The organism is Streptomyces sp. NPDC041970, from assembly GCF_055588985.1.
On the sequence record NZ_JBVJCD010000028.1, the window covers coordinates 51,347 to 73,674 of the forward strand.

18 protein-coding genes and 1 pseudogene are annotated in these 22,328 nt (G+C 74.6%); 7 read left to right on the top strand and 12 right to left on the bottom strand.

Going from position 1 to position 22,328, the window contains the following annotated elements; translation table 11 throughout:
- Nucleotides 1–56: 56 nt before the first annotated feature.
- Together ACZ6EJ_RS15965 and ACZ6EJ_RS15970 are read right to left on the bottom strand one after the other, a co-directional pair.
- Nucleotides 57–1,601 (bottom strand): MFS transporter, encoded by a 1,545-nt coding sequence (locus ACZ6EJ_RS15965; protein WP_469267667.1) that lies wholly within the window; start codon nt 1,599–1,601, stop codon nt 57–59.
- Nucleotides 1,598–2,149, bottom strand: a complete 552-nt coding sequence (locus ACZ6EJ_RS15970; protein WP_469267669.1) for a TetR/AcrR family transcriptional regulator — start codon at nt 2,147–2,149, stop codon at nt 1,598–1,600. The genes ACZ6EJ_RS15965 and ACZ6EJ_RS15970 overlap by 4 nt, the downstream gene beginning before the upstream one ends.
- Before the next feature lie 405 nt (nt 2,150–2,554).
- On the opposite strand from ACZ6EJ_RS15970, the gene rox reads away from it, so the two are divergent.
- On the top strand, nt 2,555–3,994 hold the full coding sequence (gene rox / locus ACZ6EJ_RS15975; RefSeq protein WP_469267711.1) for a rifampin monooxygenase: 1,440 nt from the start codon (nt 2,555–2,557) through the stop codon (nt 3,992–3,994).
- Nucleotides 3,995–4,071: 77 nt separating this feature from the next.
- Nucleotides 4,072–6,237 (top strand): RNA polymerase recycling motor ATPase HelR, encoded by a 2,166-nt coding sequence (gene helR, locus ACZ6EJ_RS15980; RefSeq protein WP_469267670.1) that lies wholly within the window; start codon nt 4,072–4,074, stop codon nt 6,235–6,237.
- A gap of 27 nt (nt 6,238–6,264) precedes the next feature.
- On the opposite strand, the gene ACZ6EJ_RS15985 is transcribed toward helR, so the two are convergent.
- From ACZ6EJ_RS15985 to ACZ6EJ_RS15995, 3 genes are all read right to left on the bottom strand, one after another.
- Nucleotides 6,265–7,236, bottom strand: coding sequence for an aldo/keto reductase (locus tag ACZ6EJ_RS15985; RefSeq protein ID WP_469267671.1), 972 nt, complete (start codon nt 7,234–7,236; stop codon nt 6,265–6,267).
- A 160-nt stretch (nt 7,237–7,396) separates the two neighbouring features.
- Nucleotides 7,397–8,824, bottom strand: coding sequence for an argininosuccinate lyase (gene argH / locus ACZ6EJ_RS15990; RefSeq protein WP_469267673.1), 1,428 nt, complete (start codon nt 8,822–8,824; stop codon nt 7,397–7,399).
- An 85-nt stretch (nt 8,825–8,909) separates the two neighbouring features.
- On the bottom strand, nt 8,910–10,103 hold the full coding sequence (locus ACZ6EJ_RS15995; RefSeq protein WP_469267675.1) for an argininosuccinate synthase: 1,194 nt from the start codon (nt 10,101–10,103) through the stop codon (nt 8,910–8,912).
- A gap of 164 nt (nt 10,104–10,267) precedes the next feature.
- Between ACZ6EJ_RS15995 and ACZ6EJ_RS16000 the strand changes: the two genes are divergently transcribed.
- Nucleotides 10,268–10,969: a L,D-transpeptidase family protein gene (locus ACZ6EJ_RS16000; RefSeq protein ID WP_469267677.1), complete on the top strand. Its 702-nt coding sequence runs from the start codon at nt 10,268–10,270 to the stop codon at nt 10,967–10,969.
- A gap of 10 nt (nt 10,970–10,979) precedes the next feature.
- On the opposite strand, the gene ACZ6EJ_RS16005 is transcribed toward ACZ6EJ_RS16000, so the two are convergent.
- From ACZ6EJ_RS16005 to argC, 5 genes are read right to left on the bottom strand one after another with little or no spacing between them, the layout of a single operon-like run.
- Nucleotides 10,980–11,516, bottom strand: coding sequence for an arginine repressor (locus tag ACZ6EJ_RS16005; protein ID WP_469267678.1), 537 nt, complete (start codon nt 11,514–11,516; stop codon nt 10,980–10,982).
- Between the two features lie 25 nt (nt 11,517–11,541).
- The gene (locus ACZ6EJ_RS16010; protein WP_469267679.1) at nt 11,542–12,738 is read right to left on the bottom strand and encodes an acetylornithine transaminase; all 1,197 of its coding nucleotides are present in this window, start codon (nt 12,736–12,738) and stop codon (nt 11,542–11,544) included.
- Nucleotides 12,735–13,673: an acetylglutamate kinase gene (gene argB / locus ACZ6EJ_RS16015; RefSeq protein WP_469267680.1), complete on the bottom strand. Its 939-nt coding sequence runs from the start codon at nt 13,671–13,673 to the stop codon at nt 12,735–12,737. The genes ACZ6EJ_RS16010 and argB overlap by 4 nt, the downstream gene beginning before the upstream one ends.
- Nucleotides 13,670–14,824, bottom strand: a complete 1,155-nt coding sequence (argJ, locus tag ACZ6EJ_RS16020; protein ID WP_469267682.1) for a bifunctional glutamate N-acetyltransferase/amino-acid acetyltransferase ArgJ — start codon at nt 14,822–14,824, stop codon at nt 13,670–13,672. The genes argB and argJ overlap by 4 nt, the downstream gene beginning before the upstream one ends.
- Complete coding sequence (gene argC / locus ACZ6EJ_RS16025) at nt 14,821–15,849, bottom strand: N-acetyl-gamma-glutamyl-phosphate reductase (RefSeq protein ID WP_469267684.1); 1,029 nt, start codon at nt 15,847–15,849, stop codon at nt 14,821–14,823. The genes argJ and argC overlap by 4 nt, the downstream gene beginning before the upstream one ends.
- Nucleotides 15,850–16,218: 369 nt before the next feature.
- Between argC and ACZ6EJ_RS16030 the strand changes: the two are divergent.
- Nucleotides 16,219–16,467 (top strand): annotated as a pseudogene (locus tag ACZ6EJ_RS16030) (MFS transporter); the annotation flags it as partial.
- Nucleotides 16,468–16,509: 42 nt separating this feature from the next.
- Here ACZ6EJ_RS16030 and ACZ6EJ_RS16035 read toward each other — a convergent pair.
- The gene (locus tag ACZ6EJ_RS16035; RefSeq protein WP_469267685.1) at nt 16,510–17,190 is read right to left on the bottom strand and encodes a TetR/AcrR family transcriptional regulator; all 681 of its coding nucleotides are present in this window, start codon (nt 17,188–17,190) and stop codon (nt 16,510–16,512) included.
- A gap of 152 nt (nt 17,191–17,342) precedes the next feature.
- On the opposite strand from ACZ6EJ_RS16035, the gene ACZ6EJ_RS16040 reads away from it, so the two are divergent.
- Genes ACZ6EJ_RS16040 through ACZ6EJ_RS16050 form a run of 3 tightly spaced genes read left to right on the top strand, consistent with a single transcriptional unit; the run spans nt 17,343 to nt 20,908 of the window.
- The gene (locus ACZ6EJ_RS16040) at nt 17,343–18,959 is read left to right on the top strand and encodes an ABC-F family ATP-binding cassette domain-containing protein (protein ID WP_469267687.1); all 1,617 of its coding nucleotides are present in this window, start codon (nt 17,343–17,345) and stop codon (nt 18,957–18,959) included.
- A 54-nt stretch (nt 18,960–19,013) separates the two neighbouring features.
- Entirely contained in the window at nt 19,014–19,667 is a 654-nt protein-coding gene (locus ACZ6EJ_RS16045) for a CatB-related O-acetyltransferase (protein ID WP_469267688.1), read from the top strand.
- Nucleotides 19,668–19,711: 44 nt separating this feature from the next.
- Nucleotides 19,712–20,908 carry a macrolide family glycosyltransferase gene (locus ACZ6EJ_RS16050; RefSeq protein ID WP_469267690.1) on the top strand — a complete coding sequence of 399 codons (1,197 nt, stop codon included), beginning with the start codon at nt 19,712–19,714 and terminating at the stop codon, nt 20,906–20,908.
- Here ACZ6EJ_RS16050 and ACZ6EJ_RS16055 read toward each other — a convergent pair.
- Complete coding sequence (locus tag ACZ6EJ_RS16055) at nt 20,886–22,223, bottom strand: hypothetical protein (RefSeq protein ID WP_469267692.1); 1,338 nt, start codon at nt 22,221–22,223, stop codon at nt 20,886–20,888. The two genes, ACZ6EJ_RS16050 and ACZ6EJ_RS16055, sit on opposite strands and share 23 nt — an antisense overlap.
- Between the last annotated feature and the right edge of the window lie 105 nt (nt 22,224–22,328).

Here is a 22,328-nt window from a genome sequence, read left to right on the forward strand (position 1 = left end):
GGCCCGCACCCCGGATCTCGGGGGTGCGGGCCGCACGGCGTCGTGAGGGGCCCCGGTCACGGGTGCTGGACGCCGTCCTCCAGCTTCTGGCCCCGCAGCAGGAACCACGCGGCGACGGCCGTCGCCAGCAGCACCGAGGCGCCGACCCCCGCCGCCGAACGCAACCCGTCGACGAACGCCTCCTGGGCCGCGGCGACCAGCGGGCCGGCCTGGGCGGCGGGCAGGGCGGTGGCGGCGTCGACGGCTCCGCCCAGCGATTCGTGGGCGGCCGACTCGACGCCCGAGGAGATGCCGGACGGGGTCGGGAAGCCCCGGTAGACGCCGGTGACGATGGAGCCGAGCAGGGCGATGCCGAGGGCGGCCCCGAGCTCGTACGCCGTTTCGGAGACGGCGGACGCGGAGCCGGCCTGCTCGGTGGGGACGCTGGAGAGGATGACGTCGGCGGTGACGGTGAAGGCGAGCCCGGCGCCGACGCCGACCACCAGCAGCATCGAGCCCAGCAGCGGGTAGCCGGTGTGCTGGTCGAGCAGGGTCACCGAGCCGAGCGCCAGCCCGACCGCGGCGAGTCCGCCCGCGACGACCGAGCGGACCGAGAACCGGCGCGCCGCGAACCCGGCCAGCAGACCGGCGGTCACCGCGCCGACGGCCGCCGGGAGTTCGGCGAGACCGGCCTCCAACGGGCCCCGGCCCTGGACCAGTTGCAGGTACTGGGAGAGGAAGAAGACCAGGCCGGAGAGGCCCAGGATGGTCAGCAGGTCGGCGAGGACCGCGCCGGAGAAGCCCCGGTGGTGGAAGAGCCGCATGTCCAGCAGCGGCGCGGGCAGCCGCAGTTGCCGGCGGACGAACCAGGTGAGCGCGGCGACGCCGAGGACGGCGGCCGCGGCGGAGTCCCAGCCCGGCCCGTGCGCGGCCGCCTCCTTGATGGCGTACACGACGCCGATCATCCCGACCAGGGAGAGGCCGACGCTGAGCAGGTCCCACGGGCCGGGCGCGGGGTTCTTCGACTCGGGGATCAGCTTGACGCCGACGACGACGAGCACGGCCATGACGGGCAGGTTGATGAGGAAGACCGAACCCCACCAGAAGTGTTCGAGCAGGAACCCGCCGACGACCGGACCGACCGCCGCGCCCGCCGACGCCATGGCCCCCCAGATGCCGATGGCGAGGCTGCGCTCGCGCGGGTCGTGGAACAGGTTGCGGATCAGGGCCAGGGTGGAGGGCATCAGGGTGGCGCCCGCGACGCCGAGCAGCGCCCGCGCGACGATCATCATCTCGGGCGTGGTCGCGTACGCGTTGAGGACGGAGACCGCGCCGAACGCGACGGCGCCGGTCAGCAGCAGCTTCTTGCGCCCGATGCGGTCGCCGAGGCTGCCCATGGAGACGAGCATCCCGGCGATGACGAAGGAGTAGACGTCGCCGATCCACAGGAGCTGGGTGCCGGTGGGGGCGAGGTCCTCGCTGAGGAAGGGGGTGGCGAGGCCGAGGACGGTGGCGTCGACGGCCACCAGCAGCACGGCGAGCGCGAGCACGGCGAGCGCGAGCCACCGTCCGGGGCGGCGTACGTCGTCGGCGGTGTCCGGGTGTCGGTCCATGCTGGTCATTGCTCCACGCTCCGGCGAACTCCGCCGAGCAGCAACTCGACGATCATGTGGGGGAAGTCCTGTGCGGCGACCCGTCCCACCTGGACGGCCCAGGCCCCCGTGCCGATGAGCCCGTACAGGGCCTCGGTCAGCCAGGCGGGGGTGAGGTCGATGCGGAATTCGCCGCGTTCCTGGCCGCGGCGGAAGAAGGCGGAGACGCGGGCGTCGGCCCGGTTCCAGCCCTCGTTGACCTCGTCGCCCTCGAAGAGCTGGTGCTCGGTGATGAGGAAGGACAGCAGCCCGGCGCCGGGCTGGACGGCCGCGACGAGGCGGCGCAGCGCCTCCTCACCGGTGTCCTCGTCGAGCCGGGCGGCGTCCAGCGCCGCCTCGAACTCCCGCAGGCCCAGCTCCTCCAACGCCCTGACCAGGGCGTCGCGCCCGGCGAAGTGGCGGTGGAGGGTGGCCCGGCCGATGCCCGCGGCCTTGGCGACCTCGTCCATGGTCGCGGTGGACTTGCGGGTCAACAGGTCGGCGGCGCTCCGCAGCACCTGCTCGCGGTCGAGAGTCATGAGACGACCCTAACCCGTATGAGACATTTTCGTCTCACCGCATGGACCGAGGGAGCGTGTGAGGGAGGAGCCGGCCGGTGGGACGCGCGCGGGCGACAGGGGCGCGGCGGTCGGTCGGGGCCCATCGGATCCGCTCGCCTGCCGGGAGCCGCCGGGCCGGGAGGCGCGATCGTCGGCCGGAGGCTCATGGTCCGGAGGCGGAGGAACGCGCGGAGGCCGACGACGCGGACCAACTCGCGGGCGCTGGGAGGACGAAGGAGGAACACCCACTCCTCGCCAGTCTCAACTTATAGCGCATGGGGGGCCTTGCCGCAAGGCCCCCCATCGGACGCAGAATCGTCGGCCGAAGCCCGTGTCCCCGGACGCGGCTTCCCCGAACCCGACGTGGACGAAGGCGGAATGAAGTTGATCGACGTGATCATTGCCGGTGGTGGGCCGACCGGGCTGATGCTGGCCTGCGAACTGCGGCTCGCCGGGGTGCGCACGGTCGTCCTGGAGCGGCTGAGCGAGCCGACCCGCGAGTCCAGGGGGCGCGGGCTGCATGTGCGCAGCGTCGAGGTGATGGATCAGCGCGGGCTGCTCGACCGCTTCCTCGCGGTGAGCGAGAAGTTCCAGGTGGGCGGCCTCTTCGGCGGCATCCAGAAGCCGTGGCCGAACGGGCTGGACACCGCCCACCCCTACGGCCTGTCCACCCTCCAGCCGGTCACCGAGCGGCTGCTCGACGAACGGGCCCGCGAGCTCGGCGCGGAGATCCGGCGCGGCTGCGAGGTGGTCGGACTGAGCCAGGACGAGGACGGGGTGACCGTCGTGCAGGCGGACGGCGCACGGCTGCGGGCGCGCTACCTCGTCGGGTGCGACGGCGGCCGCAGCACGGTCCGCAAGCGGCTCGGCGTCGGCTTCCCCGGCGAGCCCGCCACCGTCGAGACGCTGCTGGGCGACCTGGAGGCGACGGCCGACCCGGCGGTGGTCGCCTCCGTGGTCGAGGAGGTGCGCCGGACCCACCTGCGGTTCGGGGTCATCCCCAACGGCGACGGGACCTTCCGCGTCATCGTGCCCGCCGACGGGGTCTCCGAGGGCCGGGTGGACCCGCCGACCCTGGAGGAGTTCAGGCGGCGGCTGCGGGAGGTCGCGGGCACCGACTTCGGGGTGCACTCACCGCGCTGGCTCTCCCGGTTCGGCGACGCCACCCGGCAGGCCGAGCGCTACCGGGTCGGCCGGGTGCTGCTGGCCGGCGACGCCGCGCACATCCACCCGCCGACCGGCGGGCAGGGGCTCAACCTCGGGGTGCAGGACGCGTTCAACCTCGGCTGGAAGCTGGCCGCCGCGGTCAACGGATGGGCCCCCGAGGGGCTGCTGGACACCTACCACGACGAGCGCCACCCGGTGGGCGCGCGGGTGCTGGACAACACCCGCGCGCAGATCACGCTGCTGGGGAGCGACGCCGGCGCGCGGGCGCTGCGGGAGCTGCTGGCGCGGCTGATGGACGTCGAGGAGGTGAACCGGTACGTGACCGGGATGATCACCGCCGTGGACGTCCGCTACGACTTCGGCGAGGGGCACGACCTGCTCGGCCGGCGTCTGCGCGACCTGCCGCTGGAACGGGGCCGGCTCTACGCGTTGACGCACGGCGGACGCGGGCTGCTGCTCGACCGGACGGGCGGGCTGTCGGCGGAAGGCTGGGCCGACCGGGTCGACCACGTGGTCGACCCCTGCGCGGAGCTGGACGCGCCCGCCGTGCTGCTGCGGCCGGACGGCCACGTGGCCTGGGCCGGCGAGGACGAGGCGGGCCTGCTGGAGGCGTTGGCGCGGTGGTTCGGGACGCCCGCCGCCGGGCCCGTCCACTGAGCGCGCCGCCGCGCGCCGGAGCCCGTACGCCCCGGCCCGTACCCGAACCGCCCGCATCCGAGACCGGAAGTGACGCCATGAACCCCCTGACCACCAGCGCGTTCGCCCTCCCCGACCGGCTGGCCGCCAAGGCCGACCCGGCCCTGATCCGGGGCGACGAGCACCACTTCGCCGCCATCGCCCAATGCCTCGACGAGTCGATCGCGGAGCTGACCGACCGCCTCGCCGCCGAGCGCCGGGCGCCCGGCGGCGCGAGCCGGCAGGCCATGGAACGGGACGCCGAGATCCACCGGCTGACCGCCCGCCTGCGCACCCTGCGCCGCTTCGGCCTCGATCTGTGCCTGGGGCGCATGGTCGGCGCGGACGGCTCCGATCCGGTGTACGTCGGCCGGCTCGGCCTGACCGACAGCACGGGGCGGCGGCTGCTGACCGACTGGCGCTCCCCCGCCGCCGAGCCCTTCTTCGGGGCCACCCACGCCCGCCCGATGGGGCTGGCGAGCCGCCGGCGCTACCGCTGGAGCGGCGGGCGGATCAGCGACTACTGGGACGAGGTCTTCACCCCGGACGGGTTCGCCGGGCACGCCGCGCTCGACGACCAGTCGGCCTTCATCGCCAGCCTGGGCGGCGACCGGTCGGCGCGGATGCGCGATGTGCTCGGCACCATCCAGGCCGATCAGGACGCCGTCATCCGCGCGGATTCCCGCGGCGCCCTCGTCGTGGACGGCGGGCCCGGCACGGGCAAGACCGTCGTGGCCCTGCACCGCTCCGCCTACCTCCTCCACGCCGACCCGCGCCTCGGCCACCGCAGGGGCGGGGTGCTGTTCGTCGGCCCGCACGAGCCCTACCTGGGGTACGTCTCCGACGTGCTGCCCAGCCTCGGGGAGGAGGGCGTGCGCACCTGCACCCTGCGCGACCTCGTCCCCGAGGGCGCCGCCGCGGTGGCCGAGGCCGACCCGGAGGCGGCACGCCTCAAGGCGTCCGCGGGACTGGTGAAGGCGGTCGAGGCGGCCGTCGCGTTCTACGAGGAGCCGCCCGCCGCGGAGCTGCGGGTGGAGACCCACTGGTCCGACGTCCACCTCACCGCCGCCGACTGGGCCTGCGCCTTCGAGGCGGCGGAGCCGGGCGTCCCGCACAACGAGGCGCGCGACCAGGTGTGGGAGGAGCTGCTGACGATCCTCGTGGCGAAGCACGAGGGCGACGTCGCGGACGAGGTGCTGCGCGGCGCGCTGCGGCGGAACAGGGACCTGTTCGCCGCCTTCGACCGCGCCTGGCCGCTGCTGGAGGCGGCCGACGTCGTCGGGGACCTCTGGACGGTCCCCGCCTACCTGCGCAGGTGCGCTCCCTGGCTGAGCCGCGAGGAGGCGGGGCGGTTGCGGCGTGCCGACCCCCGCGCCTGGACGGTGTCCGACCTGCCGATCCTGGACGCGGCCCGGCAGCGGCTGGGGGACCCGGAGGCGTCCGGGCGCGGACGCCGGCGGCGGGCCGCCGCGGCCGCCGAGCGCGAGCGGATGGGGCGGGCCATCGACAGCCTGCTCGCGGACGAGACCCTGGTCGACGCGGACGCCGACGGGGAGGGCGCGCTGGCGATGCTGCACGGGCGGGACCTGCGGGACGCCCTGGTGGACGCGGACGGAGCGGACGGCGTCGCGTCCGACCCGCTGGCCGGGCCGTTCGCGCACATCGTCGTGGACGAGGCCCAGGAGCTGACCGACGCGCAGTGGCACATGCTGCTGGCCCGGTGCCCCTCCCGCAGCTTCACGATCGTCGGGGACCGGGCGCAGGCCCGGCGCGGGTTCCCCGAGTCGTGGCGGGAGCGGCTGGAGCGGGTCGGGTTCGACCGGATCACGTCGGCGTCCCTGAGCATCAACTACCGCACGCCTCGGGAGATCATGGCGGAGGCCGAGCCGGTCGTCCGGGCCGTGCTCCCGGACGCCAACGTGCCCACGTCCGTCCGCGGCAGCGGCGTCCCCGTCCTCCACGGCTCCACGGAGGACCGGGACGCGGTCCTCGACGCGTGGCTCGCCGAGCACGCCGGCGGGACCGCCTGCGTGATCGGCGACCCCGCCTTCCGGGCGACGCCCCGTGTGCGGTCGCTGACGCCGGAGCTGTCGAAGGGGCTCGAGTTCGACCTGGTCGTCCTCGTCGACCCGGACGGGTTCGGGCCGGGCGTCGAGGGGGCGGTCGACCGCTATGTCGCGATGACCCGCGCCACGCAGCGGCTCGTGGTCCTCACGAGCCGCTGAGGCGGGGGCGGACCCCGGTGGTCGCGGTCAGTTCCAGGGCAGGGCCGCGCGCCGCCGCCAGTACGCCTCCGGCTCCTCGACCAGGGCGTCGAGCCGGGCCCGCCGCTCGTCGTCCAGGTCGACGACGGCCGCGTGCAGGTTGTCGGAGAGCTGGTTGACGGTGGCCGCTCCGGAGAGCACGACCCCGGCCCAGGGCTGGTGCAGGACCAGCGCGAGGGCGACCGCGTCGCCGCCCACGCCCGCCTCGGCGGCGATCTCCCGGACGAGGGCGGGGGCCTCGTCCCCGGCCAGCCGCCCGTTGGCCAGCCCCTCCTTGACGATCACGGTGAGTCCGGCGGCATGGGCCTCGGACAGCGCGGCGGCGGCCGAGGTCTCCAGGGCGTTGTAGGTGGCCTGGACGGTCCGGAAGAGGGGTTCGCCGTCGACCCTGACGGCGAGGGCGGAGCGGATCGCGTCGGCCTGGGCGGGCCCGCTGGTGGAGAGGCCGACGGTGACGCCGTCGGCGGCGAGGGCGGCGAGGCGTCCGTGCAGCGCCCGGTCCGTGAGCGCCGGGCTGTCCGGGGTGACCGAGTGGACCTGGTAGAGGGCGAGCCGGTCGCCGAGGAGGGCTCGCGTCTCGGCGTACTGGCGCTCGAACGCGGCCAGGCCGTGGTCCTTGACCTCGTGGACCTCGGCCGCCGTGCTCCAGTCGGCGGTGTAGGCGTACCCCCACTTGCTGCCCACGACGAGGTCGGTGAACGCGGGCCGGGCCTCCAGCCACTCGGCGAGGAACTCCTCGGCCCGCCCGTAGGAGCGGGCCGTGTCGACGTACCGGACGCCCTGGGAGTAGGCCGCGTCCAGCAGTTCGTGGGTGCGGGCGCGCAGGGCCTCCGGGTCCCGTTCGGCGGGCAGGTCCCGGTCGCGGTGGAGGGTGATGTAGCCGGGCCTCCCCACGGCGGCCAGGCCGAGCCCGATGTGGGCGGTGGGGGTCGTCGCGGCGGCCAGGGCGGCGAACGGCATCGCGGGCTCCTCGGATCGGGGTTCCGGTACTCCTACCCCGGTGAACGTAGCCCGCGGCGCCGGTCGTACACCTGCCGCGCACCGGACCGCCGCCGTGCGCTCCCCCGGACGAAGGACCCGCGCGTCCGGTCCTCCGTCCGGGCCGGCCGGCGGGCCGCGGCTACCCGCGCGCCGCCGCCCAGGCGTGCTGGGCGGCCAGGTCGTCCTTCACCTCGGCGAGCTGCACGGCGACGGCGGAAGGGGCCGTTCCGCCCCGGCCGCAGCGGGAGGCGAGCGCGCCGCGCACGTTCAGGACCGTGCGGACCTCGGGGGTGAGGTGTGCGGAGATCCGTGCGAACTGCTCGTCGCTGAGCTGGTCCAGCTCGATGGAGTGCCGCTCGCACTCCTTGACGCACGCGCCGGCCACCTCGTGCGCCACCCGGAAGGGGACGCCCTGCCTGACCAGCCACTCCGCGATGTCGGTGGCGAGCGAGAAGCCCGCCGGGGCCAGCTCCTCCATGCGCTCGCGGTGGACGGTGAGGGTGGCCATCATGCCGGTGAAGGCGGGCAGCAGGACCTCCAACTGGTCGCAGGAGTCGAAGACGGGCTCCTTGTCCTCCTGGAGGTCCCGGTTGTACGCCAGGGGGAGGGCCTTGAGCGTGGCGAGCAGGCCGGTCAGGTTGCCGATGAGGCGGCCGGACTTGCCGCGCGCCAGCTCGGCGACGTCCGGGTTCTTCTTCTGCGGCATGATCGAGGAGCCGGTGGAGAAGGCGTCGTGCAGGGTGACGAAGGAGAACTCCTTCGTGTTCCAGATGATGACCTCCTCCGCGATCCGGGAGAGGTTCACGCCGATCATCGCGGTGATGAACGCGAACTCCGCGACGAAGTCCCGCGAGGCGGTGCCGTCGATGGAGTTGGCGACCGAACCGTGCTCGAAGCCGAGGTCGGCGGCGACCGCCTCCGGGTCGAGCCCGAGCGAGGACCCGGCGAGCGCGCCGGAGCCGTACGGGGAGACCGCCGTCCGCGCGTCCCACTGGCGCAGCCGCTCGGCGTCCCGCGACAGGGCCTGCACATGGGCGAGCACATGGTGGGCGAAGAGCACCGGCTGGGCGTGCTGGAGGTGCGTCCGGCCCGGCATGGCGACGTCCTGGTGGGCCTCGGCCAGGCCGACGAGCGCGCTCTGGAGGTCGGCGATCAGGCCGCCGATGATCCGTGCGTGGTCGCGCAGGTACATCCGGAAGAGCGTGGCGATCTGGTCGTTGCGCGAGCGCCCGGCGCGCAGCTTGCCCCCCAGGTCGGGGCCCAGGCGCTCCAGCAGGCCGCGCTCCAGCGCGGTGTGGACGTCCTCGTCCGCGATCGTCCCGGTGAACGAGCCGTCGGCGACGTCGGCCTCCAGCCGGTCGAGCCCGGCGAGCATCCGGGTCAGCTCGTCCTCGGTGAGCAGGCCCGCCTTGTTCAGCACGCGGGCGTGGGCGCGGGAGCCGGCGATGTCGTACGGCGCGAGCCGCCAGTCGAAGTGGACGGAGGCCGACAGCTTGGCCAGCGCCTCGGCCGGTCCGTCGGCGAAACGCGCGCCCCAGAGCCGGACGTCACCGTTGTTGCTGCTCACTGCGTGCTCCTCTAAGGCGATGGTGCGGATATGCGGCCGCCTCCCCGCCGCGTGCGGACGGGGAGGCGGCGGTACGGCGAGGGGGTCAGGCCAGGTCGCGCTTGGCCGCGATCTTGGACGAGAGGCCGAAGATCTCGATGAAGCCCTGCGCCTTGGACTGGTCGAAGGTGTCGCCCGAGTCGTAGGTGGCGAGGTTGAAGTCGTACAGCGACTCCTCGGACCTCCGGCCGGTGACGACGGCGCGGCCGGCGTGCAGGGTCATCCGGATGTCGCCGGTGACGTGGCGGTTGGCCTCGTCGATGAAGCCGTCCAGCGCCCGCTTGAGCGGGGAGAACCACAGGCCGTCGTAGACCATCTCGCCCCAGCGCTGCTCGACCTGCCGCTTGTAGCGGGCCAGCTCGCGCTCGACGGTGACGTTCTCCAGCTCCTGGTGGGCGGTGATCAGCGCGATCGCGCCGGGCGCCTCGTACACCTCGCGCGACTTGATGCCCACCAGCCGGTCCTCGACCATGTCGATCCGGCCGACGCCCTGGGCGCCGGCCCGCTGGTTGAGCTGCTGGATCGCCTGGAGGACGGTGACGGGGCGGCCGTCGATCGCGACCGGCACGCCCTCCTTGAAGGAGATGACGACCTCGTCGGCCTCGCGCGGCGTGGCGGGGTTCTCGGTGTACTCGTAGATGTCCTCGATCGGCGCGTTCCAGATGTCCTCCAGGAAACCCGTCTCGACGGCGCGTCCGAAGACGTTCTGGTCGATGGAGTACGGGGACTTCTTGGTGGTCGCGATCGGGAGGTTCTTCTCCTCGCAGAAGGCGATCGCCTTGTCGCGGGTCATCGCGTAGTCGCGGACCGGGGCGATGCACTTCAGGTCGGGGCCGAGCGCGGAGATGCCGGCCTCGAAGCGGACCTGGTCGTTGCCCTTGCCGGTGCAGCCGTGGGCGACGATCCCGGCGCCGTGCTTCTGGGCGGCGGCGACGAGGTGCTTGACGATGGTGGGCCGGGAGAGCGCGGAGACCAGCGGATAGCGGTCCATGTAGAGGGCGTTGGCCTTGATCGCCGGGAGGCAGTACTCCTCGGCGAACTCGTCCTTGGCGTCCGCGACCTCGGCCTCGACGGCACCGCAGGCGAGCGCGCGCTTGCGGATGACGTCCAGGTCCTCGCCGCCCTGGCCGACGTCCACGGCGACGGCGATGACCTCGGCGCCCGTCTCCTCGGCGATCCAGCCGATGGCGACGGAGGTGTCCAGGCCGCCCGAGTAGGCGAGTACGACGCGCTCGGTCACGGGTTTCTCCTTACGGTGCAATCACTGATGGGTATAACTATGCGGTCCACCGTATGTTTTGTCAAAGCGCCAGGTCAGGTCGGGTACGGCGGTCGGCGGCCCGCCTGCCCCGTACGGACCGCGCCGGGTGGGGCGCGGCGGCGGGCCGCCGTACGGTCCGGAGTATGCGCAGACCACTGGTGACCGCCGCCGTTCTCCTCGCCCTGGCCGGCTCGCTCGGGGCCCGGCCCGCCGACGACCCGCCCCTGCCCGACCGGCTGGCCGACACCGGCGGCGGCTCTCAGCTCATCACCGCCGAGGCGCCGCACACCGGTTCCACGGCGGGCACGGTGACCTGGTGGGAGCGGCGCGCGGGCGGATGGGCGAAGGCCGGGTCGGCGCCCGCGCGGTTCGGGGCGAACGGGCTGGTGGAGGGCGCCGACCGGGAGCAGGGCACCGGCACCACCCCGACCGGGCTGTACGACCTGCCGTACGCCTTCGGCGTCGACGAGGCCCCGGCCGGGACGACGTACCCGTACCGCGGGGTGGACGAGGACTCCTGGTGGTGCCAGGACGACGGGGCGCGCGCCTACAACCGGTGGGTGGAACCGCTCCCGGCGGACTGCCGGGCGGCGGAGGCCGAGCACCTGGTCTCCTACGGGACGCAGTACGCCCACGCGCTGGTGATCGGGTTCAACTACGACCGGCCGGTGCGCGGCCGGGGGGCGGGGATCTTCCTCCACGTCAACGGGCGCGGGGCGACCGCCGGATGCGTCTCCGTACCGGCCGCGGCGATGGCCGAGATCCTGGCCTGGGCCGATCCGGCGCGCGCGCCGCACATCGCGGTCGGGACCTCCTCGGGCCCGACCGCGATCACGCGCTACTGAACGGGCGGGCTCAGCGGTCGTTCTGGGCGAGCCGCAGCAGGTGGTCGGCGAGCGCCTGGCCGCCGTTCGCCTCGCGGCTGATGAGCATCAGCGTGTCGTCGCCCGCGATGGTGCCGAGGATGTCGTGCAACTCGGCCTGGTCGATGGCCGAGGCGAGGAACTGGGCCGCGCCCGGCGGGGTCCGCAGCACCACGAGATTGGCGGAGGCCTCGGCGGAGATGAGCAGTTCGGCCGAGAGCCGGCGCATCCGCTCCTCCTTGGCCGAGCCGCCCAGCGGCGCCTGCGGGGTGCGGAACCCGCCCTCGCTCGGCACCGCGTAGATCAGCTCGCCGCCGGTGTTGCGGATCTTCACCGCGCCCAGCTCGTCGAGGTCGCGCGAGAGCGTCGCCTGGGTGACGCTCAGCCCGTCGTCGGCCAGCAGCTTGGCGAGCTGGCTCTGCGAGCGGACCGGCTGCCGGTTCAGGATGTCCACGATCCGGCGGTGGCGGGCGGTGCGGGTCTGCGGCACGGACGGCCCGCCGTGCTCGGTCTCCTGCGCCTCGGTCATCGTCGTCGCCTCATTCTCCGCAGGGTCATGCCCCGGATCGTCCGTCCCCGTGTGCCGCGTCGAGAGCGACCGGCAGAATCCGCAGGAACGCGTCCGCCTCCGCGTCACCGATGATCAGCGGCGGCATGAGCCGTACGACATCGGGGGCGGGCGCGTTCACCAGGAGGCCGGCTCCCTGGGCCGCCTGCTGCACCTGCGGTGCGAGGGGTCCGGTGAGCACGATACCCAGCAGCAGGCCGCTGCCGCGGACGTGGGAGACCAGGGGGTGTCCCAGCGCCTCGACGCCGGCGCGGATCCTCTCGCCGAGCCGCTTGACCCGGTCGAGCGCGCCGTCGGCCGCGAGGGTGTCGAGCACGGCGAGTCCGGCGGCGCAGGCCACAGGATTGCCGCCGAACGTGGTGCCGTGGTGGCCGGGCCTCAGCAGGTCGGCCGCCGGGCCGAAGGCGACGGTCGCGCCGATGGGGAGGCCGCCGCCGAGCCCCTTGGCGAGGGTGACGACGTCCGGCTCGACGCCCTCGTGGGCCTGGTGCTCGAACCACTGGCCGCAGCGCCCGATGCCGGTCTGGACCTCGTCCAGGACGAGCAGGGTCCCCGTGGCGCGGGTGATCTCGCGGGCGGCCCTGAGATAGCCCTCGGGCGGGACGACCACGCCCATCTCGCCCTGGACCGGTTCGATGACGACCAGCGCGGTCTCCTCGGTCACCGCGGCCCGCAGCGCGTCCGCGTCCCCGTACGGGACGTGCGTGACGTCGCCGGGCAGCGGCAGGAACGGCTCCCGCTTCCCCGGCTGCCCGGTGAGCGCGAGCGCCCCCATGGTCCGGCCGTGGAAGCCGCCGTCGGTGGCGACCATGCGGGTGCGCCCGGTGAGCCGTCCGATCTTGAAGGCGGCCTCGTTGGCCTCCGCGCCGGAGTTGGCGAAGAAGACCCGGCCCGTACGGCCGAACAGGTCGAGGAGCCGTTCGGCGAGCGCGACGGGCGGCGGGGCGGCGTAGAGGTTCGACACGTGCCCGAGGGAGGCGATCTGGCGGGAGACGGCCTCCACGACGGCGGGGTGGGCGTGGCCGAGCGCGTTGACCGCGATGCCGCCGACGAAGTCGAGGTGGCGTACGCCGTCCTCGTCCCAGACGTAGGCGCCCTCGCCGCGCACGAGCGCCAGCGGGGGCGTGCCGTAGTTGTCCATCAGCGCGCCCTGCCACCGCTCGGTGAGTCGCGTGCCGGTCATGGGGTCCCCCGTCCGTGGGCCGTCCGTGTGTCTGGTGCGTTCGCGGGGGCGTCGGGCACGACCATCGTGCCGATGCCCTCGTCGGTGAAGATCTCCAGCAGGATCGCGTGCTGGACCCGGCCGTCGATGACGCGGGCGGTCTCGACGCCGTTGCGCACGGCGTGCAGGCAGCCCTGCATCTTGGGCACCATGCCGCTCGACAGCTCGGGCAGCAGCTTCTCCAGCTCGCTCGCGGTGAGCCGGCTGATGACGTCGTCGCTGTTGGGCCAGTCCTCGTAGAGGCCCTCGACGTCGGTGAGGACCATCAGGGTCTCGGCGCCCAGGGCGGCGGCGAGCGCGGCGGCGGCGGTGTCGGCGTTGACGTTGTAGACGTGGTGGTCGTCGGCGGACCGGGCGATGGAGGAGACGACCGGGATGCGGCCGTCGTCGAGCAGCGCCTGGACGGCCCCGGTGTCGATGGCGGTGATCTCGCCGACCCGGCCGATGTCGACGCGCTCGCCGTCGATGGTGGGACGGTGCTGGACGGCGGTGATGGTGTGGGCGTCCTCGCCGGTCATGCCGACGGCGAGCGGACCGTGCCGGTTGAGGAGTCCGACCAGTTCGCGCTGGACCTGCCCGGCGAGCACCATCCGCACGACGTCCATCGCCTCGGGCGTGGTGACGCGCAGCCCGGCCTTGAACTCGCTGACCAGGCCCTGCTTGTCGAGCTGGGCGCTGATCTGCGGGCCGCCGCCGTGCACGACGACGGGCTTGAGGCCGGCGTGGCGCAGGAACACGACGTCCTGGGCGAAGGCGGCCTTCAGCTCCTCGTCGACCATGGCGTTGCCGCCGAACTTGATGACGACGGTCCTGCCGTTGTGGCGGGTCAGCCAGGGCAGCGCCTCGATCAGGATCTGCGCCTTCGGGAGTGCGGTGTGCTTCCGCGCGGTGGTCATGAGCTGTACGCGCTGTTCTCGTGGACGTAGTCCGCGGTGAGGTCGTTGGTCCAGACGACGGCCGACTCGGAGCCCGCGCAGAGGTCGGCGGTGATCCGGATCTCCCGGTAGCGCATGTCGACCAGCTCGCGGTCCTCGCCCACGCTGCCGTCCTTGCAGACCCAGACGTCGTTGATGGCGACGCCGAGCCGGTCGGGGTCGAAGGCGGCCTTCGTCGTGCCGATCGCGGAGAGCACGCGGCCCCAGTTGGGGTCCTCGCCGTGGAGGGCGCACTTGAGGAGGTTGTTGCGGGCGATGGACCGGCCCACCTCGACGGCGTCGTCCTCGGTGGCCGCGTTGACCACCTCGATCCGGATGTCCTTGGACGCGCCCTCGGCGTCCCCGACGAGCTGGCGGGCGAGGTCCGCGCAGACGGCCCGGACGGCCTCGGCGAACTCCTCCCGCTCCGGGGTGATCCCGCTGGCCCCGGAGGCGAGCAGCAGCACGGTGTCGTTGGTGGACATGCAGCCGTCGGAGTCGACCCGGTCGAAGGTGGTGCGGGTGGCGGCGCGCAGGGCGGCGTCGAGGGCGGGGGCGGGGACGTCGGCGTCGGTGGTGAGGACGACGAGCATGGTGGCCAGCCCCGGCGCGAGCATTCCCGCGCCCTTGGCCATGCCGCCGACGGTCCAGCCCTCGCCGCCGGCGACGGCCGTCTTGTGCACGGTGTCGGTGGTCTTGATGGCGATGGCGGCCTTCTCGCCGCCGTGCTCGCTGAGGGCTTCGGCGGCCTTCTCGATACCGGGGAGCAGCTTGTCCATGGGGAGCGGGATGCCGATGAGCCCGGTGGAGGCGACGGCGATCTCGCCCGCGCTGTGCCCGCCCAGCACCTCCGCGGCCTTCTCCGCGGTGGCGTGGGTGTCCTGGAAGCCGCGGGGTCCCGTGCAGGCGTTGGCGCCGCCGGAGTTGAGGACGACGGCGGTGACCTCCCCGCCCTTGAGGACCTGTTCGGACCAGAGGACCGGGGCGGCCTTGACGCGGTTGGAGGTGAAGACGCCCGCGGCGGCGCGGCGCGGTCCGCTGTTGACCACGAGGGCCAGGTCCGGGTTGCCGTTCTCCTTGATTCCCGCGGCGATGCCCGCCGCCGAGAACCCCTGTGCTGCCGTGACGCTCACGGTGCGACTCCGATCGTCGTGAGACCTGTGTCCTCGGGGAGTCCGAGGGCGATGTTCATGCTCTGCAGGGCGCCGCCGGCGGTGCCCTTGACGAGGTTGTCGATGGCGCTGACGACGACGAGGCGCCCGGCGGCCTCGTCGTGCGCGACCTGGACCTGTACGGCGTTGGAGCCGTACACCGCGGCGGTGGCGGGCCACTGCCCCTCGGGCAGGAGGTCCGCGAACGGCTCGTCCGCGTACGCCTTCTCGTACACCGCCCGCAGCCCCTCCGCGCTCACGCCCGGCCTGGCCCTGGTGCTGCACGTGGCGAGGATGCCGCGCGACATGGGCGCGAGGGTGGGCGTGAACGAGACGGTGACCGGCTCGCCGGCGGCGGCGCTGAGGTTCTGGACCATCTCGGGCGTGTGGCGGTGCCCGCCGCCGACGCCGTACGGGGTCATGCTGCCCATCACCTCGGAGCCGAGCAGGTGCGGCTTGGCCGCCTTGCCCGCCCCGGAGGTGCCGGACGCCGCGACGATCACGGCCTCCGGCTCGGCGAGGCCGGCCGCGTACGCGGGGAAGAGCGCGAGGGAGACGGCGGTCGGGTAGCAGCCGGGCACCGCGATCCGCCGGGTCCCGGCCAACGCGGCGCGTCCGCCCGGCAGTTCGGGAAGCCCGTAGGGCCAGGTCCCGGCGTGCGGGGAGCCGTAGAACCTCTCCCAGTCACCGGCGTCCGCGAGCCGGAAGTCGGCCCCCATGTCGATGACGAGGACCTCGTCCCCGAGTTGCTCGGCGACGGCCGCGGACTGCCCGTGCGGCAGCGCGAGGAACACGACGTCGTGCCCGGCGAGGACCTCGGCGGTGGTGGGCTCCAGCACCCGGTCGGCCAGCGGCCGCAGATGCGGCTGGACCCGGCCGAGGGCCTGCCCGGCGTTGGAGTGGCCGGTCAGGGCGCCGATCTCGATCTCGGGGTGCGCCCACAGCAGGCGGAGCAGCTCCCCGCCGGCGTATCCGCTCGCCCCTGCCACTGCTGCTCGTACGGCCATCGGTCGCCCTCCTCGTTGGAGGCATGACTATACGCATGGCCGCAGTTTTATGCAATGGAGGGGTGCGGGCCCCTCGCGACCCGGTGCGCACAGCCGGCCTCCAGCGGCCGCCGGCCCGGCACGTCACCGCCTTCCGCCCCCTGCCGACCGGGGTCAGTGCGCACGCGGCGGGTGAATCCCGAGGAGCGAGGACATGCCCGGTCGTCCGAGCCCGCGTTGACGTTCGAGGCCGTGAGCGGCCCGTCATCGCGTGCTGCCCGTGAAGCGCGGCACAGCGAACCTTTCCCTCCCGCTGACCGACATGGTCGGCACGCCGGTCGTGCGCCGGTTCGCGGGTCTCGTCTCCGGTTTCCCGAGGGGTCCTTGTGCCGTCAGGCCCTCACCCCCGACGGGATGCAGGGCCGCACGCCCGCGACGATCACCTTCGTCGGCATGGGGCCGACCCCGCTCGGCTCGCTGCTCGGCGGCTTCCTCGCGGAGGCGTGGGGGACGCGCACCAGCCTTCTGGTGACGGCGGCGGGGACGCTGCTGTCGCCGGCGCCGATGGCCCTGTCCCCGCTCGCCCGCCCGGGGCGGACGCTTCCCGCCCCGCCGCGGGCTCCGGGCCCCTCCGCGTGACGGCGTGCGCCACCGCGAGCACCCGCGAGCAGAACCCGGCGCTCAGCCGCACCCCCCGTCCGCCCCCTCCGGCAGGGCGAACGCCCCGGCGGCGGCCGCCAGGGCCGCCGTGGCGGCGGCGTGGGTCGGCAGGCGCGGGTCGGGGGCGGAACGCAGCAGCACCAGTTCGTGGTAGAGCGGGGCGGTGGCGGCGATCAGCAGGCGCCGGGCGTCCGTGCGCGGCGGGAGTTCGCCGCGTTCGACGGCGCGCGCGACGACGGCCCCGCAGCGCGCGTACCGGTCCTCCCACAGCCGCTGCTGGGCGCGGGCCGCCTGCGGGGAGCGGAACGAGGCGGCCATCAGCGCGGCGGGGATCGACGGCCGCGCGACCAGCGATTCCTGGATCTGGTCGTTGAGGGCCGTCAGGTCGCCGCGCAGGGATCCGGTGTCCGGGGGCCGCCAGTCGTCCTCGCCGGCCGCGTCGAGCACGTCGGCGAGCAGGCCCCCGACGTCCTGCCAGCGGCGGTGGACCGTGGCGCGGTGCACGCCGGCGCGGGCCGCGACGCCCTCCACGGTGAGCCCCTCGTATCCGTGTTCGCCGAGTTCGGCGCGTACGGCGTCGAGCACGCGGGCGCGGACGCGGGCGGTGCGGCCCCCCGGTCGGCGGGCGGGCGGCTCGGCGCGGCTGGCGGGCGGCTCGGCGCGGCTGGCGGGCGGTGACAGGTCGTCCGGTGGGTCCGTCATCGGGAATCCGGTTGCTCGGCGGAAGGGGGCGTGACAGCATCCTAAAGCAACAGTCGTCGCATTAGTGGAGTCGCCGATGCTCTTCCGAAGTCTGCTCCCGGCCTCGCGGTCCCCTCGGACCGCCCGTTCCTGACAGCTTCGGAGACCCCTGCATGGCCGCACAGATCACCGCGCTCGACCTCGGCAAGTCCTTCGCCGGCAGACCCGTCCTCACCTCGGTGACCTGCTCGCTCGCCCCGGGCGAGTGCACCGGGATCGTCGGGGAGAACGGGTCCGGCAAGACCACCCTGCTGCGCCTGCTCGCCGGGCGGGAGCGCCCCGACCGGGGGGAGGTCGTCGTGCGGGCCGACGGCGGCGTCGGCTACCTCGCCCAGGACCCCGACCTGGCCCCGGAGACGACGGCCCAGCAGGTCGTCGACCGGGCCCTGGGCGATCTCCGCGCGATCGCGGCCCGGATGCGCCGCCTGGAGGCGGCGATGGCCGACGGCGACGCGTCGGTGCTCGACGCGTACGGGGAGGCCGTCTCCGCCTTCGAGGTGCGCGGCGGCTACGACGCCGACGCCCGGCTGGAACGCGCCCTGCACGGGCTCGGGCTGCGGCAGGTGGACCGCGCCTCGGCCGTGGGCGACCTCTCCGGCGGCGAACGGGCCCGGCTGCGTCTGGCGGCGGTGCTGGCGGCCGCCCCGGAGGTGCTGTTGCTGGACGAGCCGACCAACCACCTGGACGAGGCCGCCCTGACCTGGCTGGAGGAGCACCTGCGCGGCCGGCGGGGCTCCACCGCGGTCGTCTCCCACGACCGCGTCTTCCTCGAAGGCGTCGCCACCAGCCTGCTGGAGGTGGACGGGGACCGGCACACCGTCGTCCGGTACGGCAACGGCTACGCCGGCTACCTCGCGGAGAAGGCGGCGGCGCGGCGGCGGTGGGCCGAGCGCCACGAGCGGTGGTGCGCCGACGTCGACCGGGCGCGCACGTCGGCCGAGGTCACCGCCCGCCGGGTGGCCCCCGGCCGGGCGATGCGGGACGGCGACAAGATGGCGTACGACCGGGCCGGGGCCCGTGTGCAGCAGTCCCTCGCCGGCCGCGTCCGCAACGCCGAGGAGCGGCTGCGCCGCCTGCGGGCCGACCCGGTCCCCGCCCCGCCCGAGCCGCTGCGCTTCTCGCCCGCGCTGCGCGCCGGGCCGGTGCGCGGCGACGTGCTCGACGCCGTCGGGGTCGCCGTCGCAGGCAGGCTCGATCCGCTCTCCCTGACGGTCCGGGCCGGCGAACACCTGCTGATCACCGGCGAGAACGGCGCGGGCAAGAGCACCCTGCTGCGCGTCCTGGCCGGCCGCCTGGCCCCCGACCGGGGGCACGTCGACCGGCGCGGCCGGATCGGGTATCTCGCACAGGACCCGGACGCCGGTTCGGCGGACGGGACCTTGCTGGCCGCGTACGCCCGCGGGTGGGCGGGGGAGCCCGACGAGTACGCCGAACGGCTCCTGGCCCTCGGGCTGTTCGACCCCTCCCGGCTGGACACGCCGGTCGCCCGGCTCTCCACCGGCCAGCGGCAGCGGCTCGCGCTGGCACGGCTGGTCGGCCGCCCCGCGGACGTCCTGCTGCTCGACGAGCCCACCAACCACCTCTCCCCCGCCCTGGCCGAGGAGTTGGAGGCCGCGTTGGCCGATTTCGCCGGCGCGGTCGTCCTCGTCAGCCACGACCGCTCGCTCCGGCGGCGCTGGCGGGGGACCCGCCTGGCGCTGCCCGCCCGCACCCCCGCCACCAGCGGCTGAGCGCGCACGTTCACCCCGCCCGCTCCCTCCCCTTCCCGAGAGGACCCCCAAGCCATGCCTCCCATTCCCGCCGACCCGACCGTCCTGCACCCGATGCCCGGCCAGCCGCGGGTGGTGCAGCTCGGACCGCTGGTGAAGTCCCCGCTGATCGACGTCGGCGCGTACTCCTACTACGACGACCCGGACGACGCGACCGCCTTCGAGACGCGCAACGTCCTCTACCACTACGGCCCCGAGAGGCTCGTCATCGGCCGGTTCTGCGCGCTGGGCACCGGGACGCGGTTCATCATGAACGGCGCCAACCACCGGATGGACGGCCCGTCGACGTTCCCCTTCCCCACCCTGGGCGGCTCCTGGGCCGACCACTTCGACCTGCTCACCGACCTGCCCGGCCGGGGTGACACCGTCGTCGGCAACGACGTCTGGTTCGGCCACGGCGCGACGGTCATGCCCGGCGTCCGGATCGGCCACGGCGCGATCATCGCCGCCGGCGCCGTCGTCACGGGCGACGTGCCCGACTACGGGATCGTCGGCGGCAACCCGGCCCGGCTCATCCGCACCCGCTACGACGCGGAGGACGTCGCCCGCCTCCTCGCCGTCGCGTGGTGGGACTGGCCCGCCGAGCACATCACCGAGCACGTACGGACGATCATGTCGGGCTCGATCGACGCGTTGGAGGCGGCCGCCCCGAGCGCCCGCCGTCCGTGACGCCCCGTCCCGCCCGCCCCGCACCCGGAATCGAGTGAGCGCCCATGCCCCGTCGCCGCGCCCATGTCGCCATGGTCGGCGTTCCCATCGTCAGCCACGTCCTGCCCAGCCTGGGGATCGTGCGCGAGCTGGTGGCCCGCGGCCACCGGGTCACGTACGCCAACGACCCGGCGGTGGCCGACCGGATCGCGGCGACCGGCGCCGAACCGGTCCCCTGCGCGTCCGGTCTGCCGGTCGCCGACAACGCCTGGCCCGACGACCCGATCGCCGCGGCGGGCCTCTTCCTCGACGACGCCGTCCGGACGCTGCCCCGGCTGCGCGCCGCCTACGACGAGGACCCGGCGGACCTGTACCTGTACGACATCGGCGCCTACGCCGGGCGCGCCCTCGCCGAAGCGCAGGGCCGGCCCCTCATGCAGCTCTCCCCGTCGTTCGTGGCCTGGGACGGCTACCACGAGCAGATCGGGGCGCACCTGCGGACGTTGCCGGGCGCGGACGCGTACCGCGCCCGGTTCGCCCAGTGGCTGGCCGGCTGCGGGGCGGCCACCACGGACGTGGACGCCTTCTCCGGTCCGCCCGCGCGGGCCCTGGCCCTGATCCCCCGCGCGATGCAGCCGTACGCCGACCGGGTCGACGCCGGTGCGGTGGACTTCGTCGGGCCCTGCCCCGACGCGCACGCGGACACGGGCGGCTGGACGCGGCCGGCGGACGCGGAGAACGTCCTGCTGGTCTCCCTGGGCTCGGCGTACACGCATCGGCCGGAGTTCTACCGGCAGTGCGTCGCCGCGTACGGGAACCTGCCCGGCTGGCACGTCGTGCTCCAGATCGGCCGGCACACCGACCCGCGGGACGTCGGAGACGTCCCGTCCAACGTCGAGGTGCGCTCCTGGGTTCCGCAGCGGGCCATCCTGGAGCAGGCGGACGCCTTCGTCACCCACGCGGGCATGGGCGGCTGCGGCGAAGGGCTGCTCGCGGGCGTGCCCATGATCGCCGTGCCGCAGGCCGCCGACCAGTTCATGAACGCGGACCGGCTGGTGGAGCTGGGCGTCGCCCGCCGCGTCGACACCGCGGACGCCACGGCCCAGGCTCTGGGAGCGGCCCTGGACGAACTGGTCGCCGACCCGGAAGTCGCCCGCAGCTCGGCACGGTTGCGCCTCCAGGCACGGGCCGAGGGCGGCGCGCCGCGCGCCGCCGACCTGATCGAGGACCTGCTCGCCCTCACCGGCGGACCGGCGGGGTGAGCGGTCCCGCCGCCTCCCGCCCGACCGCCGGCGGCGGGGCCTTCCGGGGCGGCGGAGGCCCGCCCGGACCATTCGCCGCGGCCTCCGGGCGGGCCGGGCGCGGGTCCAGGAGGAGCGGGATCGCCAGTACGGGCAGCAGCCAGAGGAACACGATGAGCCGGTGGCCGAGCAGTTGGTCGAGGTTGGGGTGGCCGGCCTGGTTGAGGAGGCCCGCGCCCGCCGCCGCGAGGGCGACGGGCCGCAGCTCGGAGCGCCGCCGCCACAGCGCCAGGGCCGAGAGGGCGAGCAGGACGGGCAGGACGGGGTAGGCGGCCTGCCGTTGGAGCCACGCCGTCCAGAAGACGCCCTCCCGGTCGAGGAACGCGGGCCAGGGGTCGGGCACGTCGGGCTGCTGGTAGTGGTGGGTCAGCAGGTCCTGGGCGCTGTCCTGCCCGCTCGGCCAGGACAGCAGGTGCACGCCCGCGTAGACGGCCACGGCCAGCGCCCCGCACAGGACGGCCGCCCGGCCGGTCGCCCCCGCGGGCGACCGGCGCAGCCGCAGCCACCCCCACCGCACCGCGCATCCGGCCGCCAGCGCGGCCGCCAGGAGCAGCGCCTGCGAGTAGCGCACCGGGAACATCAGCGCCAGGCCGCCCGCGACGAGCGCCGCGCCGGCGCGCGGGCGGTCGCGCAGCAGCAGGGTGCAGCCGAGCAGGACCACCGTGCCCAGGGCGAGGGCGAGCCCGTCGCTCAACGGGTTCATGGCGACCGTCCCGGTGGGCAGGGCGAGGTAGAGGGCCTGCCCGGCCAGGCCCGCGCGCCGGGAGGCGCCCGCGCGGCGCAGGGCGAGCAGCACGCAGACGCTTCCGGCCAGCGCCACGGCCAGTCCCGCGAGCCAGAGCCCCCACACGATGCCGAACAGGGTCACGAACGGCGCCAGGAGGAGCGGATAGCCGGGGCGGGCCTCGAAGATGGCCATGAACCGGTGGTTGGCGAACGGCGCCGTCATCCCGGAGGTGTTCCCGTGCCGGGACCAGTGGGCGACCGAGTCGGCCAGCCGGCGTACGCAGCGGGCCCGCGACTCCCCCGCCGGCTTCCTGCTCGTCCAGGGGATCGCGGTCAGGGGGTGCTGCGCGCTGTCGCAGGTGTACGCGATGGCGCGCCGTCCCGCCTCGTGGCGGCTCTCGCCGCTGAGGGTCAGGGCGTAGGAGAGGTAGTTCTTCGTGTCGGGCGAGGCCCGGCCGGTGACCGCCGACAGGTGGAGCGCGGTGAAGGCCACGGCGATGAGCACCGCTCCGACGAGGCCGAGGCGGCGGGTGCTGCGGAGGTGCGGCATGGGACGGGGGCTCCCCTGTGTGTGCGGCGGTTGCCTCCGTCAACGAGGCAACCGCCGCACAGGTGGCGTTCACCGGCGGCCGGGGGCGTCCCCGCCGCGCGCGGG

Bases quoted from the DNA above. Each gene is read 5' to 3' on its own strand.
- argB (WP_469267680.1), bottom strand. From the start codon at position 13,673: ATGACCACCGCGCGGAAGCACACCGCACTCCCGAAGGCGCAGATCCTG.
- ACZ6EJ_RS16000 (WP_469267677.1), top strand. From the start codon at position 10,268: ATGCGCAGACCACTGGTGACCGCCGCCGTTCTCCTCGCCCTGGCCGGC.
- ACZ6EJ_RS15985 (WP_469267671.1), bottom strand. From the start codon at position 7,236: ATGCCGTTCGCCGCCCTGGCCGCCGCGACGACCCCCACCGCCCACATC.
- ACZ6EJ_RS15965 (WP_469267667.1), bottom strand. From the start codon at position 1,601: ATGACCAGCATGGACCGACACCCGGACACCGCCGACGACGTACGCCGC.
- argC (WP_469267684.1), bottom strand. From the start codon at position 15,849: ATGGCCGTACGAGCAGCAGTGGCAGGGGCGAGCGGATACGCCGGCGGG.
- ACZ6EJ_RS16055 (WP_469267692.1), bottom strand. From the start codon at position 22,223: ATGCCGCACCTCCGCAGCACCCGCCGCCTCGGCCTCGTCGGAGCGGTG.
- ACZ6EJ_RS15970 (WP_469267669.1), bottom strand. From the start codon at position 2,149: ATGACTCTCGACCGCGAGCAGGTGCTGCGGAGCGCCGCCGACCTGTTG.
- ACZ6EJ_RS16005 (WP_469267678.1), bottom strand. From the start codon at position 11,516: ATGACCGAGGCGCAGGAGACCGAGCACGGCGGGCCGTCCGTGCCGCAG.
- ACZ6EJ_RS16010 (WP_469267679.1), bottom strand. From the start codon at position 12,738: ATGACCGGCACGCGACTCACCGAGCGGTGGCAGGGCGCGCTGATGGAC.
- ACZ6EJ_RS16035 (WP_469267685.1), bottom strand. From the start codon at position 17,190: ATGACGGACCCACCGGACGACCTGTCACCGCCCGCCAGCCGCGCCGAG.
- ACZ6EJ_RS16040 (WP_469267687.1), top strand. From the start codon at position 17,343: ATGGCCGCACAGATCACCGCGCTCGACCTCGGCAAGTCCTTCGCCGGC.
- ACZ6EJ_RS16050 (WP_469267690.1), top strand. From the start codon at position 19,712: ATGCCCCGTCGCCGCGCCCATGTCGCCATGGTCGGCGTTCCCATCGTC.
- helR (WP_469267670.1), top strand. From the start codon at position 4,072: ATGAACCCCCTGACCACCAGCGCGTTCGCCCTCCCCGACCGGCTGGCC.
- ACZ6EJ_RS16045 (WP_469267688.1), top strand. From the start codon at position 19,014: ATGCCTCCCATTCCCGCCGACCCGACCGTCCTGCACCCGATGCCCGGC.